Source organism: Microbacterium testaceum, from assembly GCF_006539145.1.
In the GTDB taxonomy this organism is placed as follows: domain Bacteria; phylum Actinomycetota; class Actinomycetes; order Actinomycetales; family Microbacteriaceae; genus Microbacterium; species Microbacterium testaceum.
On the sequence record NZ_BJML01000008.1, the window covers coordinates 61,714 to 76,385 of the forward strand.

The window sequence follows — 14,672 nt, forward strand, 5'->3', positions numbered from 1 at the left end:
CACACCTTCACCTACGGACCGGGGGGACCGAATGGATGTCGATACCGACCAGCTGTCGCTTGCGCAGCAGGTGCTGGAGAGGCAAGCCGGACACGGGCAGGCGATCGGGGAACACCTCGAAACGTACGCCCGCCTGAATGCGGGAGAGCTGGGCCTCATCCTGCAGCTGTTCCAGCCGATCAGCGACGGCATCGTCGACGTGGGAAAGCGCGTCGCCGACATGTCGTCGCAGGCCTTCGGCATCGGCACCGAGCGGATGGGCGAGACGGTCGCCGCGTATCGCGCTGCCGAGCAGACGGCGCACGATGCGATCGCTCAGGTCGCCGCGTCGCTCGGCGTCGACACGCCGCCCTATTCGCCGGGCACCGCGCCGACTCTCGGCGCTGCGCAGGGCGGGGCGTCGAGTCGCTACGGCGAGCCCGACGGGAACCTGTTCAATCAAGCCTTCTGGGACGGCTACTCGGCCGTCGAGTGGGCCGACGGGACGGCATCGGGAATCTCCGACCGCGTGGGAGACGGACTGTCCGCGTCTCGAACGGTCACCGAGAAGCAGGACGTGCGCTCCTTCCTCCCTCGACCCCAGGGAGAGGATCCCGAGATCGAGAGCATCCGTTGGAAGGCGGGTCCGATCTTCGGCGGAGTGGACTGGCTCTTCGAAGAGCTCGTCGGCTACTCGCTCCTCGAAGAGGTGACGAAGCCCTTCTCGGGCGACTGGGAGCGCATGCGCGAGGCGCAGTTCGCTTGGACGCACGCGGGCGATGCCATGAGCGCGATCGGTCAGAACGCGATGGGGCTTCTCCCGCCCCTCGCGTCGTGGACCGGCAAGGGCTCCGAGGCGTTCGTCGCAGCGGCCGGCGTGATGTCGCAGGCCCACACCGTCGTGGCCGGACCCGCGGGCACCGTGGCGACGGCGATCAAGGTGCTGATCCTGTTGTGCAAAGAAGCTGTCGGCAAGATCCTGAAGATCCTCGACCGTCTCGCGCAGAAGCTCCTGCGGATCGCGGCCGAAGCTGCGGTTCCCGTGGCGGGCTGGCTCGTAGCGGCCGTCGAAGCGGGAATCGCGGTGTACGACCTGATTCAAGATGCGCGGTGGGCGTACAAGTGGATCAACATGATCTACGACCTCGTTTCGGGGATGGTCGGAAACATCGGCACGATGACCGACAGTGCGATGCGCATGGCCGATCTGTACGAGGGCCTGGCGCGCGGAGCGGCGGCGCGAGTCTGATGGCGCGCATCGACGACCCGATGATGGATCACCTTCCCGGCCCCGACGACGATCGGCTGGTCGGCGACTTCCGCACGATGGCGGAGACCTTCGCACGGCTTCTCCGCGAAGACGACGAGCGCGAGAACGCGCGCGCCGCGATCGAGGCCGAGGAGCGCCGAAAGGCCGACGAGCATCGTGCCGCCCGTGCTCGCGCCGGCGAGATGGGCGCGGAGTGGCGCACCGTGCAGTCGCGTATCGACCTCGGTGAGACCAGCCTCGAAGCGGTCTTCCGCGGCGAGGACCAGACTTCTGCTGCCCAGGCTCTGCGGAAGATGTCATCCGAGAATCTCCGCGCACTGCGTGACTCGTGGGACGAAGTCGACGACGACGTCACGGAGGACGACGATCGTCCCTCACCCGACGCTGAGTTCGACGCCGCCGTCCGCCAATCGCACGAGCGCTACACCGAAGCTCTCGCCAAGATCCGTGACGCGCTCGAACTCGCGCGTCGCGACATGTGAAGGGAGAGTCCGCGCGCATGACGTCCTTTTCGATCAAGCCCGATCGGCTCGTAGAGACGGCCTCGTCCATCGATGCCGCCGTTCAGCGCACCGCCGCCGAAACTGCGACGCTCGCCTCTGCACGAAACACCCTTCTCGGGGGGTGGCAGGGCGACGCGGCTGACGCGTACGCCGCCAAGCAGGGGGCCTGGCTCTCCGAGATGAACCGCTTGGCCGATGTCGGCCGCGCCGCCGCCGACGCGGCTCGGACGGCGGCCCAGGCCTACCGCGAAGCCGATGACGCCGTGGGGAGGGCGTGGTCGCTGTGATCATGCGCGGATCCGGAGAAGACGCCCACGTCGGTCCCGTCAGATGGAACGGACTGACGCGGGGTGGGGCGCGGATGCTCGTTCGTGACGAGCCCGCCTCGGCTGTCCGCCGCGCCACAGATGCGCTCATCGCGGCGGGATTCTCCGACGGAGGCGACGCCTTCGCCACCGCGATCCGGGAGAGCGGCTCGGAGTGGACCGCCCATGACGTCCGCCTCGGCGACGTGGCGAAGTCGTGGAAGCGCGGAGTCGTCGAGTTCTTCGCGGAGGGGACGGGCTTGGAGTTCTTCCCCAAGTTCTGGAGAGGAGCGACTCCGACCGTGGTCGTCGCCTGTGCGCGACGGACGGCCGACGGGACCGAGTTGCTCGTCTACCCCCACTATTCGGTGCGCGGCGGTGCCGATCGCAATGACGCGGCGCCTCTCGTCCGTCAGGCGGTTCAGGGCCTTTCGGACGCGTACGGAGCGTCGGGGGCCCTCGTCTCCAGCGAGAAGCTGCTCTCCATCAAGAACGACGGTTCACCGGCGTCGCAAGCCGTCGTGCGCGAGGTGCTCGGCTGGCGCTGACGCGCAGGGCAGGATGGAGAGCGTGCTCTCCAACCTCGATCTGCCCACGACGGTGACCGCGCGCATCGGCGAGGTGACCGTCCGCCGGGCGAAGCCGACCGACCTGCCCGCGTTGATGGCGCTCCTGTCAGATGACCCCGTCAGTGCGGCGCGCGGCGATCGCGGCGACGCTGCGGACGAAGGAACGTACGCCACCGCATTGCGGAGCGTCCTCGAGGCGCCCTTGAACGATCTGATGGTCGTCGACGATGCGGCGGGGGAGGTGATCGGCACCCTGCAACTCACCGTCATCCCCGGTATGGCGCGTCAGGGGGCCACCCGGCTGCTCGTCGAGGCGGTCAGGGTGTCTTCGAGTGTGCGTTCCGGTGGGATCGGTAGCGCGGTGATGCGCTGGGTGATGCACGTCGCCGCACCCGCGACCGGCGCGGCCCTCGTGCAGCTGACCTCCGACGCCGCCCGCGTGGACGCCCACCGGTTCTACACGCGACTCGGTTTCGCCGACTCGCACGTCGGCTTCAAGTACGCGGTGTGAGCCCGCGTGCCCGGACGCCGAGAGCGGCCGGGCACACCGAGCTCAGCCCGCGAGTCCGCGACGTTCCAGCAACGGCCGGATCTCGGCATCCCGGCCCCGGAAGTCGCGGTATGCGGCCAGGGGATCGCCGGACCCGCCGACGCCCAGAAGGCGCTGGCGGAAACGGTCGCCGTTCTCGCGAGTGAGCCCGCCGTTCTCGCGGAACCACTCCACGGTGTCGGCGTCGAGCACCTCGCTCCAGATGTAGGAGTAATACCCGGCGCTGTAGCCACCGGAGAACACGTGGGCGAAGTACGTCGAGGCGTAGCGGGTGGGTACGGCGGGGTTGTCGAGCCCGATGTCCGCGAGGGCCTCCGCTTCGAACGCTGCGACGTCGATGTCGGCCGACGCCTCGGCGACCGACAGTCCGTGCCACGCCTGATCGATCCACGAGGCCGCGAGATACTCGCTCGTCGCGAAGCCCTGGTTGAACGCATCGGAGGCGTGCAGACGCTCGACGACATCGGCCGGCAGCGGTGCGTCGGTGTCGATGTGCCGCGCGTAGTTGGTCAGGATCTCGGGCCACAGGATCCACATCTCGTTCACCTGGCTGGGGAACTCGACGAAGTCGCGGTAGACGGCCGTTCCGCCGAAGTGCGGGTAGGTCACGGTGGCGAACAGGCCGTGCAGGGCGTGCCCGAACTCGTGGAAGAGGGTGGTGACCTCATCCAGGGTCAGCAGTGTCGGGGTGCCCGGGGCGGGCTTGTTCACGTTCAGGTTGTTGACCACGACGGGGGCCGTGCCGCGGAGGGCCGACTGCGTGACGATCGAGTTCATCCACGCGCCGCCGCGCTTGCTGTCGCGCGTGTACAGGTCGAGCAGGAACAGGCCGAGCTCGCTGCCGTCGGCGTTGTGCACCTCGAAGACGCGAACGTCGGGGTGATAGCCCTGCAGGTCGTGGCGTTCGGTCATGCGGATGCCGTAAAGCTTCTCGGCCGCGAAGAACACGCCGTCGCGCAGCACCCGCTCTGCCTCGAACCACGGACGCAGAGCCGCCCGATCGAGGTCATACCGCTCGGCGCGGACCTTCTCGGTGTAGAACGCCCAGTCGTGGGCTTCGATCCGGATGCCGTCAGCCTCGGCGATCCTCTGCAGAGCCTCTTGCTCGGCGCGCGCGTTGGCGGCAGCGGGGGTGGAGAGTCGGCGGAGCAGGTCGCGCGCGGCATCCGGAGACCCCGCCGTCTGGTCGGCGAGGACGGCGGCGGCGTGCGAGGGATAGCCGAGCACCGCGGCGCGCTCGGCCCGCAGGCGCACGATCTCGCGGAGGACCGCGCGGTTGTCGTTGTCGTTGCCGCGCGTGGCGCGGGAGCGCGAGGCCTCGAGCAGACGGCGGCGGCTCTCTCGGTTCGTCAGCGACGCGAGCAGAGGGTGACCGGTGTACAGCGTGAGATTTACGACATAGCGCCCGTCGAGACCGCGACTCGTGGCCGCCTGCGCCGCCGCCGAGAGCTCGCCCTCGCTCAGGCCGTCGAGCTCGTCGGCGGAGTCGAACACCACCGCGAGCTCGTTGGTGTCGGCGAGCAGGTTCTTCTCGAACGTGGTCGTCAGCACCGACAAGCGCTGGTTGAGCTCGGTGAGCGTCCGCTTCTGCGCGTCGTCGAGACCGGCGCCGGCCAGCGACATCTCGCGGTGGTACCGCTCGACGAGGTAGCGGCTCTCGGCGTCGAGGTCGAGGTCGTCGAGCTGCGCGTGCACGGCGGCGATACGGGCGAACAGATCGGCATCGAGTTGGATCGCGTCGCGGTGCGCCGACATCAGGGGAGCGAGCTCCTCTTCAACGGCCTGGATCTCGGGAGTGCCGTCAGCGGATGCCACGGTGTAGAACGTGCGAGCGACGCGGTCGAGCAGTTCGCCGCTGCGCTCCAGGCGGATGAGCGTGTTCTCGAAGGTGGGCTCCGCGGTCTGAGCGGTGATCCCGTCGACCTCGGCCCGCTGCGCCGCGAAGGCGGCGTGGAACGCGGGGAGGTAGTGCTCGACGGCGATACTGCCGTAGGGCGGCAGGTCGTAGGGGAGCGAGGGCGGCGCGAGGAGGGGATTGTTCACGGCATCCGACATCTCTCCAGCCTACGGCCCGTCTCTCGACGCATGCAAAGATGTCATTGCATATAGACGTTTGCAAAGGTATCTTTGTGGTCATGCCCGATCAGCCGACACCCCACCCCGAGAGGGTTCTGGATGCGGGAGCACTTCGCGCGCTCGCGCATCCCCTGCGTGTGCGGCTCTACGACATCCTCAGCCAGTACGGCCCCCAGACGGCGAGCAGCCTCGCCGAACTCACGGGAGAGTCGACCGGATCGACGAGCTATCACCTCCGGGCTCTGGCTCGACACGATCTCATCCGCGAGGTGGCCGGGCGGGGGACCGCGCGCGAGCGATGGTGGGAGCGCCCCGCCGGAATGGTGACGCTCACGAATCCCGAGATGCACAACACCCCCGCGGGGCGAGCCGTGATGGAGGCCGTGCAGTCCGAGACACTCACGCTGCGCCACCAACAGCTCATGCACTTCGCGAATCACGGGTGGGCCGAGGCCGAGGAGTGGCGGGATGCCGCGATCATCTCGACCGCGACCGCCCGGTTGACCGCGGAGCAGTCGCAGGACCTCGTCAGGCGTATCCACGCGCTCGTCGACGAGACCGTGGCGCGCTACCGCGATCAGACCGGCGAAGGCGTGCGCCCCGTCACGATCCGCAACGACATCTTTCCGCTTCCGACCGAGAGGGGCTCCGCATGAGCGCCATCACGCAGACCATCGCCGTCTCCGCCCGGCCGACGCCCCTCGAGAACGCCCTCCTCGTGGGCGCCCAGGCCATGGCGACCATCGCGGAGCGTCGCATGCGTCGACGTGTCGCACGCCTCGAGACCGAGCCGGCTCGTCGCGCTGGGCTCGCGGCATCCCGCGCGATGTCGGACGACGTCGCACGGTACCTGCTGCCCCGGTAGGTCGGGCGACCTCGGCGCGAGAGACCGGAGGCTCGCCCGCGCGTTCGGGGAGGGGATTCTGCTGGCGGAGGACTCATCGAGCGGATTCGTCCTCCGCAGCCCGATTCTCCTCCGCCCCGGACCCCTCGCCGTGCAGAGATGTGGCCCCCGGCCCTCACGGATCGAGCCCGCCGACCCGTGAGGGCGTCGGCGGGTTCTTCGCGGTCGTGAGCGATTCGACTCAGGCGAACTCGGCGTCGTCGTCGTAGCGCACGACAACCTCGCCCGCGGCATCCTGGGACACGACGACCCCGGTGTCGAGCTCGGCGACGGGGCGCCCCTCGAGGAACGTCAACGTCCACCGCGGCGCGGGGGCGCTGAGGCCATCGGGGTTGAGCGCGGCCTCGACGGCGGCGATCTGCGCGTGCAGCGCCTCGGGCACAGCCTTCGGCGGCTGCTCGCGGGCGGTCCAACGGGTTCCGAGTTGCATCAGGCCTCCTGGGGTGCGAACACGATGTCGGTCACGGTGGTGGTGTCGGCCTCGGCGAACGAGATCGTCTCGATCCGGCCCACGGCGCGCAGGTCGCCCTCGGCGAGGCGCAGCGCCTCGAGGTGCGGGCCCGACACGGTGAGCGAGGCGACCTTGGTCTTCTGCGAGGCCTTCGCCTCGGTCTTGGCGCGACGGATGCCGATCAGCGCGGCGCTCACGGCGGTGAGCACGGCCGGGTCACCCTCGATGCCGAGCGGCTCGGGCCACGCGGCGGTGTGCACCGAGCCCTCTTCGAACCACGACCACACCTCTTCGGACGCGAACGACAGCACGGGCGCGAAGAGGCGCACCAGCGTCGACAGGGCCGTGCGCAGCGCGAGGGCCGCCGAAGCCTGGCCCACGTCGGTCTGGTCGTACGCGCGCTCCTTGACCAGCTCGAGATAGTCGTCGCAGAAGGTCCAGAAGAACGACTCGGTGATCTCGAGCGCCCGCGCATGGTCGTAGGCCTCGAACGCGGCGGTGGCGTCGCGCACGACGGCATCCAGCGTCGCGAGCATCGACGCGTCGAGCGCGTGCGTCACCTCGGCACCCTCGGGCACGGGGAACGACAGCACGAACTTCGCCGCGTTCAGCAGCTTGATCGCGAGGCGCCGGCCGATCTTCACCTGCGTGGGGTTCTGCGGGTCGAACGCCGCGTCGGTGCCCAAGCGGCTCGACGCCGACCAGTAGCGCACCGCGTCGGAGCCGTGCTGCTTCAGAATGTCTGCGGGCGTGACCACGTTGCCCTTCGACTTCGACATCTTCTTGCGGTCGGGGTCGACGATGAAGCCCGAGATGGCGGCATCCGACCAGGGGCTCCGGTCGTCTTCGAGGGTGCTGCGCAACATGGTCGAGAAGAGCCAGGTGCGGATGATGTCCTGTCCCTGCGGGCGCAGGTCGAACGGAGCGACGAGGTTCCACAGCTCCTCGTCGCGCTGCCAGCCGCCGGCCAACTGGGGGGTGAGCGACGACGTCGCCCACGTGTCGAGGATGTCGCGCTCGGCATCGAAGCCGCCGGGAACGCCCCGCTGGTCCTCGGTGTAGCCCGGGGGCACATCCACCGTCGGGTCGACGGGCAGCGACGCGAGGTCGGGCGTCAGCACGCGCGAGTAGTCGCGCTCACCGCTGTCGTCGAGGCCGTACCAGACCGGGATCGGCACGCCGAAGAAGCGCTGACGCGACACGAGCCAGTCGCCGGTGAGCCCGTTGGTCCAGTTCTCGAATCGCACGCGCATGAAGTCGGGATGCCACGACATCTCGCGACCGAGCGAGATGAGGCGCTCGCGCAGCTCGGCATCCCGTGCTCCGTTGCGGATGTACCACTGGCGCGTCGACACGATCTCGAGCGGCCGGTCGCCCTTCTCGAAGAACTTCACGGGATGGGTGAAGGGCTTGGGAGCGCCCTCCATGGCGCCGGACTCCTGCAGCAGCTCGACGATGCGCTTCTTGGCGCTGAACACGGTCTTGCCCGCGAGCTCGTCGTAGGCCGCCTTCGCGGCATCCGTCACGATCACGTCGGGAGCCTCGGCCACGATCCGCCCGTCTTTGCCGATGATCGTGCGGTTCGGCAGGTCGAGCTCGCGCCACCAGATGATGTCGGTCACGTCGCCGAAGGTGCAGATCATGGCGATGCCCGAGCCCTTGTCCTTCTGCGCGAGGGGGTGCGCGAGCACGGGCACCTCGACGTCGAACAGCGGGGTGCGCACGGTCGTGCCGAACAGCGGCTGGTAGCGCTCGTCGTCGGGGTTGGCGACGAGGGCCACGCACGCGGGCAGCAGCTCGGGGCGGGTCGTCTCGATGAACACGTCACCCGAGCCGTCGGTCTTGGCGAAGCCCACGCGGTGGTAGGCCGCGGGCTGGTCGCGATCTTCGAGCTCGGCCTGGGCGATCGCGGAACGGAAGTCCACGTCCCACAGCGTCGGCGCCATCGACTGGTACGCCTCGCCGCGCTCGATGTTGCGCAGGAACGCCAGCTGGCTCGTGCGGATCGAGTCGTCGGAGATCGTGCGGTAGGTCTGCGTCCAGTCGACGCTCAGGCCCAGCTCGCGGAACAGGTCTTCGAACTGCTTCTCGTCTTCGATCGTGAGCTGCTCGCACAGCTCGATGAAGTTGCGGCGGCTGATGGGCACCTGATCGGCGGCCTTGCTGCTCTTGTTGTCGCCGCCCGCGAACGGCGGGGTGAAGTCGGCGTCGTAGGGGAGCGAGGGGTCGCAGCGCACGCCGTAGTAGTTCTGCACGCGGCGCTCGGTCGGCAGGCCGTTGTCGTCCCAGCCCATCGGGTAGAACACGGTCTTTCCGCGCATGCGCTCGAAGCGCACCTTCACGTCGGTGTGCGTGAACGAGAACACGTGGCCGATGTGGAGGCTCCCGGATGCCGTGGGCGGAGGGGTGTCCACGGAGTAGACGCCCTGTCGACCCGCCTCGGCGGCGCGGATCCGGTCGAAGACGTACGTGCCGCGCTCGTTCCACGCGGCATCCCACTTCTGCTCGAGGCCTTCCAGGGCGGGCTTGTCGGGAATGGTGGCCATAGGGTACTCCTCGAGCGATATGGGCGGCACTGTGTGAGCGTGCCTGATGGGTGTGGCATCCACGATACCGGGGGTCTCGCGGGAGCGCGCGTCGTGGCGCGCCCTCGCAGATGCGGATGAGCGTCAGGTCTTCGCAGGCGGGGCGCGGACCCGCCCCCGCTCGCTGTCAGCGCGCGATCGACCGGTGACTTTCCGCACCGGGTACAGGAACCCCGGTAAGCTGAAAGCCTTCCCACCAGAGATTCCGAGGTTTCCCCATGCCTTCTTCGCTTTCGCGCCGCGTGCTCTCGGCGGTCGCTGTGGCGGCCGTCGCCGCCCTCTCGCTCTCGGCGTGCGCGGGGACCGATCCCGCCGCCTCGGGCGACGGCGAGGTGGTCTGGGCGATCGAGGGCGCGAACCTGTCGGCCGGTCACATGGACCCGCAGACCAGCCAGCTCGACGTCTCCGCCATGGTGCAGCGAGCCGTGCTCGATTCGCTGGTGTTCCAGGAGCCGGACGGCACGTTCTCGCCGTGGCTCGCCGAGTCCTGGGAGGTCGAGGACGGCGGCGCGAGCTACCTCTTCCGCCTGCGCACCGACGTGACCTTCCACGACGGCACCGTCTTCGACGCCGCCGCGGTCAAGGCGAATTTCGACCGCATCGCCAACCCCGACACGGCCTCGGCGCAGGCGGCGAGCATGCTCGGCGGCGACCTGTATGCGGGTACCGACGTGGTCGACGAGCACACCGTCCGCGTGCGCTTCACCCAACCCTACGCGCCGTTCCTGCAGGCGGCCAGTACGGCTCTGCTCGGCTTCTACTCGCCCGCGGTGCTGTCGACGAAGGCCGACCAGCTCAAGGCCGGCGGTCCCGACGTCACCGTCGGCACGGGTCCCTTCGAACTCACCGAGTACACGCCCGACCAGGACATCGTCTACACCCGCAACGACGACTACGCCTGGGGCCCCGATGGCGGCGGCAAGCCGGCGTTCAAGACCCTCCGCGTCGACATCCTCCCCGAGGCCTCGGTGCGTCTCGGTGCTCTGTCGAGCGGACAGGCCGACGTCGTGACCAACCTTCCGCCGAACCTCGTGACGCAGGTCCCGTCCGACGACACCGTCGAGTCCATCGCCTACCCCGGCCTGCCGTACTCGCTCTTCCTCAACGAGAAGTACGGCGTCTTCGCCGACCAGAAGGTGCGCCAGGCGTTCTCGAAGGCGATCGACGTCGACACCGCCGTGCAGGAGATCTTCTACGGCCAGTACCCCCGCGCCTGGAGCATTCTGGGAGCCACCACTCCCGGGTACGACGCGAGCCTCGAGCAGACGTGGCCGTTCGATCAGGCAGCCGCCAACGCCCTCCTCGACGAGGCGGGCTGGACGGGGCGCGATGCCGACGGCATCCGGACCAAGAACGGCCAGCGCCTCACCGCGCGCTGGATCGCGTGGACCCCGGTGCCCGACGATCGTGCGGCACTGGCCAACGCCGTGCAGAGCGACCTCAAAGCCGTCGGCTTCGACCTGCAGCGCGAGGTGCTGGAGCCCGGCGCCTACAACGAGCAGTACGGCCCGAAGACCTACGACGTCACCGACTGGGGCTTCTCGGGCGTCGACGCCGATCTGCTGCGCAGCCACCTGGCGACCGACGGTTTCCAGAACGCCTCGCAAGTGAGCGACCCGGCCATGGACGCTCTGCTCGAGCAGGCCGCCTCGACGACCGACCCGGCCGCCCGTAACGCGATCTACGCACAGGTGCAGCAGTGGAACGCCCAGCAGGCGGCGATCGTGCCGCTGTACAGTCCCGCGCTGATCAGCGCCGTCACCCCGAAGGTGTCGGGTCTGACGTTCGACCTCTACGGTCGCCCGCTCTTCGCGACGGCTTCCGTCGGCTGAGCCGCCGCGTTTCGGACAGACTGGTCGGATGCCACGTTCTCGCTCGCGCGCCCTGCTGAGGCGCCTCGGCGGGATCGTGGCATCCGTCGTTCTCGTCCTGTGGGGCGCGGCGACGCTCGCGTTCGTGGCGTTCCGGATCATTCCGGGCGACCCCGTCGACGTCATGCTCGGCCCACAGGCGCAGGTGAGTGACGCCGTGAAAGCGGGGATCCGCAGCGATCTCGGCCTGGATCGCCCCGTGCTCGAGCAGTACGCGGCGTTCCTCGGGCGTCTCGTGCGCGGCGATCTGGGGGAGTCGTACCAGCTGCGCCTCCCCGTGACCGAGGTGATCGGTCGCCAGCTCGGACCCACCCTGCAGCTGACGGGACTCGCGCTCGTGATCGCCCTGCTGCTGGCCCTCGCGACGGCGCTGCTCGTGCGTGGGCGTCGGGGTCGGGCGGTGGCCTCGGGCGTCGAGCTCGTCGTCCTGTCGTCGCCGGTGTTCTGGACGGGGCTCGTGCTGCTGAGCGTCTTCTCGTTCCAGCTCGGGTGGTTCCCGGTGTCGGGAGGGCGGGATGCCGCGTCGCTCGTGCTGCCGTCGGTGACCCTGGCCCTGCCGGTTGCCGCTCTGCTCTCTCAAGTGCTGCGGGACGGCATCGAAGCGGCCGAGCGCGAGCCGTTCTTGTTGACGGTCCGCGCCCGCGGCGCTACGCCGCGGCGCGAGACGCTGCGCCACACGCTGCGTCACGCGGGAGCAGGGGGAGTCACACTCGCCGCATACCTCGTCGGGTCGCTTCTCGGCGGCGCCGTCCTGGTCGAGACGGTCTTCGCGCGGCCCGGCATCGGCCGGGTGACGCTCGCGGCGATCACCGACCGCGATCTTCCCGTGATCACCGGCGTCATCCTGCTGAGCGCGCTCGTGTTCGTCGTCGTCAACACCCTGGTCGATCTCGTCGTGCCGCTCATCGATCCGCGGTTGCGTGTCGCCGAGCCGGCACTGGGCGCGAGGGCGGGGGTGCCCGCGTGACCGCGCTCGCTCCGCGCACCCGGCCCGGGCGCACCGTCGCGCTATCGATCTCGGGCGCCGTGCTCGCGGCCATCGCCCTCGCCGCCATCGCCCCGGATCTTCTCGCGACACATGACCCGCTGCTGACCGACGTCCGCTCCGCCCTGCAGCCGCCGAGCTCCGCGCATTGGTTCGGTACCGACCAGAGCGGGCGTGACGTGTACTCGCGCGTCGTGTTCGGCGCGGGTCGATCGGTGGGGATCGGCCTTCTCGCGACCGGTCTTGCTCTGTTCGTCGGTGTGATCGCGGGCTCGCTCTCGGCCGTCTCCCCACGCGGCGTCGATGCCGCCGCGATGCGGGTCGTCGACGTCCTCTCGGCTTTTCCCGAGTTCCTCGTCGCCCTCCTCGTGGTTGCCGTGCTGGGACCGGGGCCGACCAATATCGCCGTGGCCGTGACGATCGCCGCCGTGCCCGTGTACATCCGGCTGGCGCGGGCGCAGACCCGCTCCCTCGCCGCGACCGAACACGTCGAGGCAGCGCGCATCATCGGCGTTCCCGCGCTCATCGTGCACGTGCGGCACGTGCTGCCCGGGGTGTTGGGTGCCGTGAGCGTCCTCGCCACCATCGGTATCGGCACGAGCATCCTCGCGGCGGCGGGCCTCAGCTTCCTGGGCCTCGGTCCGACCGAACCCACGGCCGAGTGGGGGCTCATGCTCTCGGCGGGCCGCAACCTCCTGCTGCAGGCCCCGTGGGTCGCGGTGTTCCCGGGCCTCGCGATCACCGCGACCGTTGTGAGCGTGAGCGTCATCGGTCGCATCGTCCGGGCGCGTTCCGAGGAGCGGGGCGCGTGAGCGGCCTCCGTTTACGCGGTCTGCGCGTCGATGGCCCCGAAGGTGCGATCGTCCGCGGCCTCGACCTCGATGTCGCGCCGGGGGAGTGCGTCGCGATCGTGGGCGAGTCGGGCGCGGGCAAGTCCATGAGCGCGCGCGCCCTGCTGGGGCTCGTTCCCGAGGGTCTGTCCTGGTCGGTGGACGACCTCGAGATCGACGGCCCCTCGGCGCGTTCGCTGACCGAGCGTCAGTGGCGGTCCCTGCGCGGGCGGCGCATCGCCCTCGTGTCGCAGGACGCTCTCGTCTCGCTGGACCCGCTGCGCCGCGTGGGCGCCGAGGTCGCCGAGCCGGTGCGCATCCACGAGCCCGCCGTGCGCGGAGACGCCCTCGCGGACCGCGTCCGCGACAGCCTCGACCGAGTGTCGATGTCCGAGCCCGACGAGCGCGCGCGCCAGTACCCGCACGAGCTCTCCGGCGGGCTGCGTCAGCGCGCCCTGATCGCCTCGGCTCTCTCGGCGAAGCCCGCCGTCCTCGTGACCGACGAACCCACCACGGCCCTGGATGCCACGGTGCAGGTCCGCGTGCTCGACCTTGTGCGCCGAATCGCCGACGACGGCGTCGCCGTGGTGTTCATCAGCCACGATCTGGGGGCCGTCGCCCGGGTGGCCGACCGCGTCGTCGTGATGCACGAAGGACGGGTCGTCGAGACCGGCGTCACGGCCGAGGTGCTGGCATCCCCTCGCGATCCCGTCACGCGCGAGCTCGTCGCGGCGGTGTCCCACGAGCCGCTCGGTCGAGCCCCCCGCACCGACGCACCGCTCTTCACCGCTCGGAGCGTGACGAAGCGGTTCGGTGAACGAGTGGCCGTCGACGACGTGTCGTTCGAGGTCCGCCGCGGTCGCACTCTCGCGGTGGTGGGGGAGTCGGGGTCGGGGAAGACGACGCTCGCGCGTCTCGCGGTCGGTGTGACCGCGGCCGACGCGGGCGCCCTCTCGTTCGAGGGCCGCCCGTGGACGCCCGATGCGGCTCGCGGATCGGACCGCCGCCGGGTTCAGCTCGTACAGCAGAACCCCTGGGGCGCTCTCGATCCCCGTTGGAGCGTCGGTCGTACCCTGACCGAGGCGGTCGCCGCGGGCGGGGTGCGCCGCGCAGAGCGGCGCCGGGCGGTCGCCGCTCTGCTGGAGGAGGTCGGGCTGTCTCCGGCGTTCGCCCGCCGTCGGCCCGCGCAGCTGTCGGGTGGACAACGCCAGCGCGTCGCCATCGCCCGTGCCCTTGCCGTGTCGCCCGACCTGCTGGTCCTGGACGAGCCGGTCTCGGCGCTCGACGCCTCGGTGCGCGCGAAGATCCTCGATCGTCTTCTCGCCCTCCAGAGCGAGCGCGACCTCGCGATGATCTTCGTCACGCACGACCTCGACATCGTGGCCGCGATCGCCGACGACGTGATCGTGATGAAGGATGGGCGCGTCGTGGACTCGGGCACCGTGTCGTGCGTCTTCGCCGCGCCGCGGCATCCGTTCACCCGGGAACTGCTGGCGGCCGCGGGTGTCCGCCCGCCGGGCGCCTGAGTCCGCGTTCGCCGGGTTGCGGCCCGAACGGAGGGGTCGAGTGTCCAGAACACCCGGACGATACCGGCCCTACGTCCGGGTTTCTCGGACACTCGAGGGCAGTTCAGGTCGCGCAGGATGAACAGGACGTTCGGAACATTTGACGCGGCGGGATCCGTGCAGGGGGCGAGTGTCCACAACACCCGGACGACACCGGCCCCGCGTCCGGGTTTCTCGGACACTCGATGGTCAAGCATCGACCGCACCGCGCTCCGCGCGGCTGACGTAG

14 protein-coding genes are annotated in these 14,672 nt (G+C 69.8%); 11 read left to right on the forward strand and 3 right to left on the reverse strand.

From position 1 onward, the window contains the following. Nucleotides 1-31: 31 nt before the first annotated feature. The 5 genes from MTE01_RS12255 (at nucleotide 32) to MTE01_RS12275 (ending at nucleotide 3,137) form a co-directional block, all read left to right on the forward strand. Nucleotides 32-1,228 (forward strand): hypothetical protein, encoded by a 1,197-nt coding sequence (locus tag MTE01_RS12255; RefSeq protein ID WP_141377781.1) that lies wholly within the window; start codon nucleotides 32-34, stop codon nucleotides 1,226-1,228. Next, nucleotides 1,228-1,731, forward strand: a complete 504-nt coding sequence (locus tag MTE01_RS12260) for a hypothetical protein (protein WP_116239868.1) — start codon at nucleotides 1,228-1,230, stop codon at nucleotides 1,729-1,731. Before MTE01_RS12255 ends, MTE01_RS12260 begins: the two co-directional genes overlap by 1 nt. A 17-nt stretch (nucleotides 1,732-1,748) precedes the next feature. Beyond that, on the forward strand, nucleotides 1,749-2,039 hold the full coding sequence (locus MTE01_RS12265) for a WXG100 family type VII secretion target (protein ID WP_141377783.1): 291 nt from the start codon (nucleotides 1,749-1,751) through the stop codon (nucleotides 2,037-2,039). Between the two features lie 74 nt (nucleotides 2,040-2,113). Beyond that, a complete protein-coding gene (locus MTE01_RS12270; RefSeq protein ID WP_141377785.1) occupies nucleotides 2,114-2,605 on the forward strand; it encodes a hypothetical protein in 492 nt (163 codons plus the stop codon). A 22-nt stretch (nucleotides 2,606-2,627) separates the two neighbouring features. Then, on the forward strand, nucleotides 2,628-3,137 hold the full coding sequence (locus tag MTE01_RS12275; protein WP_116240068.1) for a GNAT family N-acetyltransferase: 510 nt from the start codon (nucleotides 2,628-2,630) through the stop codon (nucleotides 3,135-3,137). A 42-nt stretch (nucleotides 3,138-3,179) separates the two neighbouring features. On the opposite strand, the gene MTE01_RS12280 is transcribed toward MTE01_RS12275, so the two are convergent. Further along, nucleotides 3,180-5,231 carry a M3 family metallopeptidase gene (locus tag MTE01_RS12280; RefSeq protein ID WP_141377787.1) on the reverse strand — a complete coding sequence of 684 codons (2,052 nt, stop codon included), beginning with the start codon at nucleotides 5,229-5,231 and terminating at the stop codon, nucleotides 3,180-3,182. Nucleotides 5,232-5,311: 80 nt separating this feature from the next. Between MTE01_RS12280 and MTE01_RS12285 the strand changes: the two genes are divergently transcribed. Both MTE01_RS12285 and MTE01_RS12290 read left to right on the forward strand, forming a co-directional pair. Then, nucleotides 5,312-5,908: a winged helix-turn-helix domain-containing protein gene (locus MTE01_RS12285; protein ID WP_141377789.1), complete on the forward strand. Its 597-nt coding sequence runs from the start codon at nucleotides 5,312-5,314 to the stop codon at nucleotides 5,906-5,908. After that, nucleotides 5,905-6,117, forward strand: a complete 213-nt coding sequence (locus MTE01_RS12290; protein WP_103209118.1) for a hypothetical protein — start codon at nucleotides 5,905-5,907, stop codon at nucleotides 6,115-6,117. The genes MTE01_RS12285 and MTE01_RS12290 overlap by 4 nt, the downstream gene beginning before the upstream one ends. Before the next feature lie 220 nt (nucleotides 6,118-6,337). Here the strand turns inward: MTE01_RS12290 and MTE01_RS12295 are convergent, their stop codons facing one another. Both MTE01_RS12295 and valS read right to left on the reverse strand, forming a co-directional pair. Then, nucleotides 6,338-6,586, reverse strand: coding sequence for a hypothetical protein (locus MTE01_RS12295; RefSeq protein WP_103209121.1), 249 nt, complete (start codon nucleotides 6,584-6,586; stop codon nucleotides 6,338-6,340). Further along, nucleotides 6,586-9,153 (reverse strand): valine--tRNA ligase, encoded by a 2,568-nt coding sequence (gene valS, locus MTE01_RS12300; protein WP_141377791.1) that lies wholly within the window; start codon nucleotides 9,151-9,153, stop codon nucleotides 6,586-6,588. The genes MTE01_RS12295 and valS overlap by 1 nt, the downstream gene beginning before the upstream one ends. Before the next feature lie 257 nt (nucleotides 9,154-9,410). Here valS and MTE01_RS12305 point away from each other — a divergent pair, with 257 nt between their 5' ends. The 4 genes from MTE01_RS12305 to MTE01_RS12320 are packed head-to-tail and all read left to right on the forward strand — an operon-like array spanning nucleotide 9,411 to nucleotide 14,404. Further along, a complete protein-coding gene (locus MTE01_RS12305; RefSeq protein ID WP_141377793.1) occupies nucleotides 9,411-11,024 on the forward strand; it encodes an ABC transporter substrate-binding protein in 1,614 nt (537 codons plus the stop codon). Between the two features lie 28 nt (nucleotides 11,025-11,052). After that, entirely contained in the window at nucleotides 11,053-12,030 is a 978-nt protein-coding gene (locus MTE01_RS12310; protein ID WP_103209127.1) for an ABC transporter permease, read from the forward strand. Then, a complete protein-coding gene (locus tag MTE01_RS12315) occupies nucleotides 12,027-12,860 on the forward strand; it encodes an ABC transporter permease (RefSeq protein WP_103209129.1) in 834 nt (277 codons plus the stop codon). The genes MTE01_RS12310 and MTE01_RS12315 overlap by 4 nt, the downstream gene beginning before the upstream one ends. Beyond that, on the forward strand, nucleotides 12,857-14,404 hold the full coding sequence (locus MTE01_RS12320; RefSeq protein WP_141377795.1) for a dipeptide ABC transporter ATP-binding protein: 1,548 nt from the start codon (nucleotides 12,857-12,859) through the stop codon (nucleotides 14,402-14,404). The genes MTE01_RS12315 and MTE01_RS12320 overlap by 4 nt, the downstream gene beginning before the upstream one ends. Nucleotides 14,405-14,672 lie beyond the last annotated feature (268 nt).

Excerpts from the sequence above, each read along its gene's own strand:
- MTE01_RS12305 (WP_141377793.1), top strand. The coding sequence starts at position 9,411 with ATGCCTTCTTCGCTTTCGCGCCGCGTGCTCTCGGCGGTCGCTGTGGCG.
- MTE01_RS12260 (WP_116239868.1), top strand. The coding sequence starts at position 1,228 with ATGGCGCGCATCGACGACCCGATGATGGATCACCTTCCCGGCCCCGAC.
- MTE01_RS12280 (WP_141377787.1), bottom strand. The coding sequence starts at position 5,231 with ATGTCGGATGCCGTGAACAATCCCCTCCTCGCGCCGCCCTCGCTCCCC.
- MTE01_RS12285 (WP_141377789.1), top strand. The coding sequence starts at position 5,312 with ATGCCCGATCAGCCGACACCCCACCCCGAGAGGGTTCTGGATGCGGGA.
- MTE01_RS12295 (WP_103209121.1), bottom strand. The coding sequence starts at position 6,586 with ATGCAACTCGGAACCCGTTGGACCGCCCGCGAGCAGCCGCCGAAGGCT.
- MTE01_RS12265 (WP_141377783.1), top strand. The coding sequence starts at position 1,749 with ATGACGTCCTTTTCGATCAAGCCCGATCGGCTCGTAGAGACGGCCTCG.
- MTE01_RS12270 (WP_141377785.1), top strand. The coding sequence starts at position 2,114 with ATGCTCGTTCGTGACGAGCCCGCCTCGGCTGTCCGCCGCGCCACAGAT.
- MTE01_RS12290 (WP_103209118.1), top strand. The coding sequence starts at position 5,905 with ATGAGCGCCATCACGCAGACCATCGCCGTCTCCGCCCGGCCGACGCCC.
- valS (WP_141377791.1), bottom strand. The coding sequence starts at position 9,153 with ATGGCCACCATTCCCGACAAGCCCGCCCTGGAAGGCCTCGAGCAGAAG.
- MTE01_RS12310 (WP_103209127.1), top strand. The coding sequence starts at position 11,053 with ATGCCACGTTCTCGCTCGCGCGCCCTGCTGAGGCGCCTCGGCGGGATC.
- MTE01_RS12255 (WP_141377781.1), top strand. The coding sequence starts at position 32 with ATGGATGTCGATACCGACCAGCTGTCGCTTGCGCAGCAGGTGCTGGAG.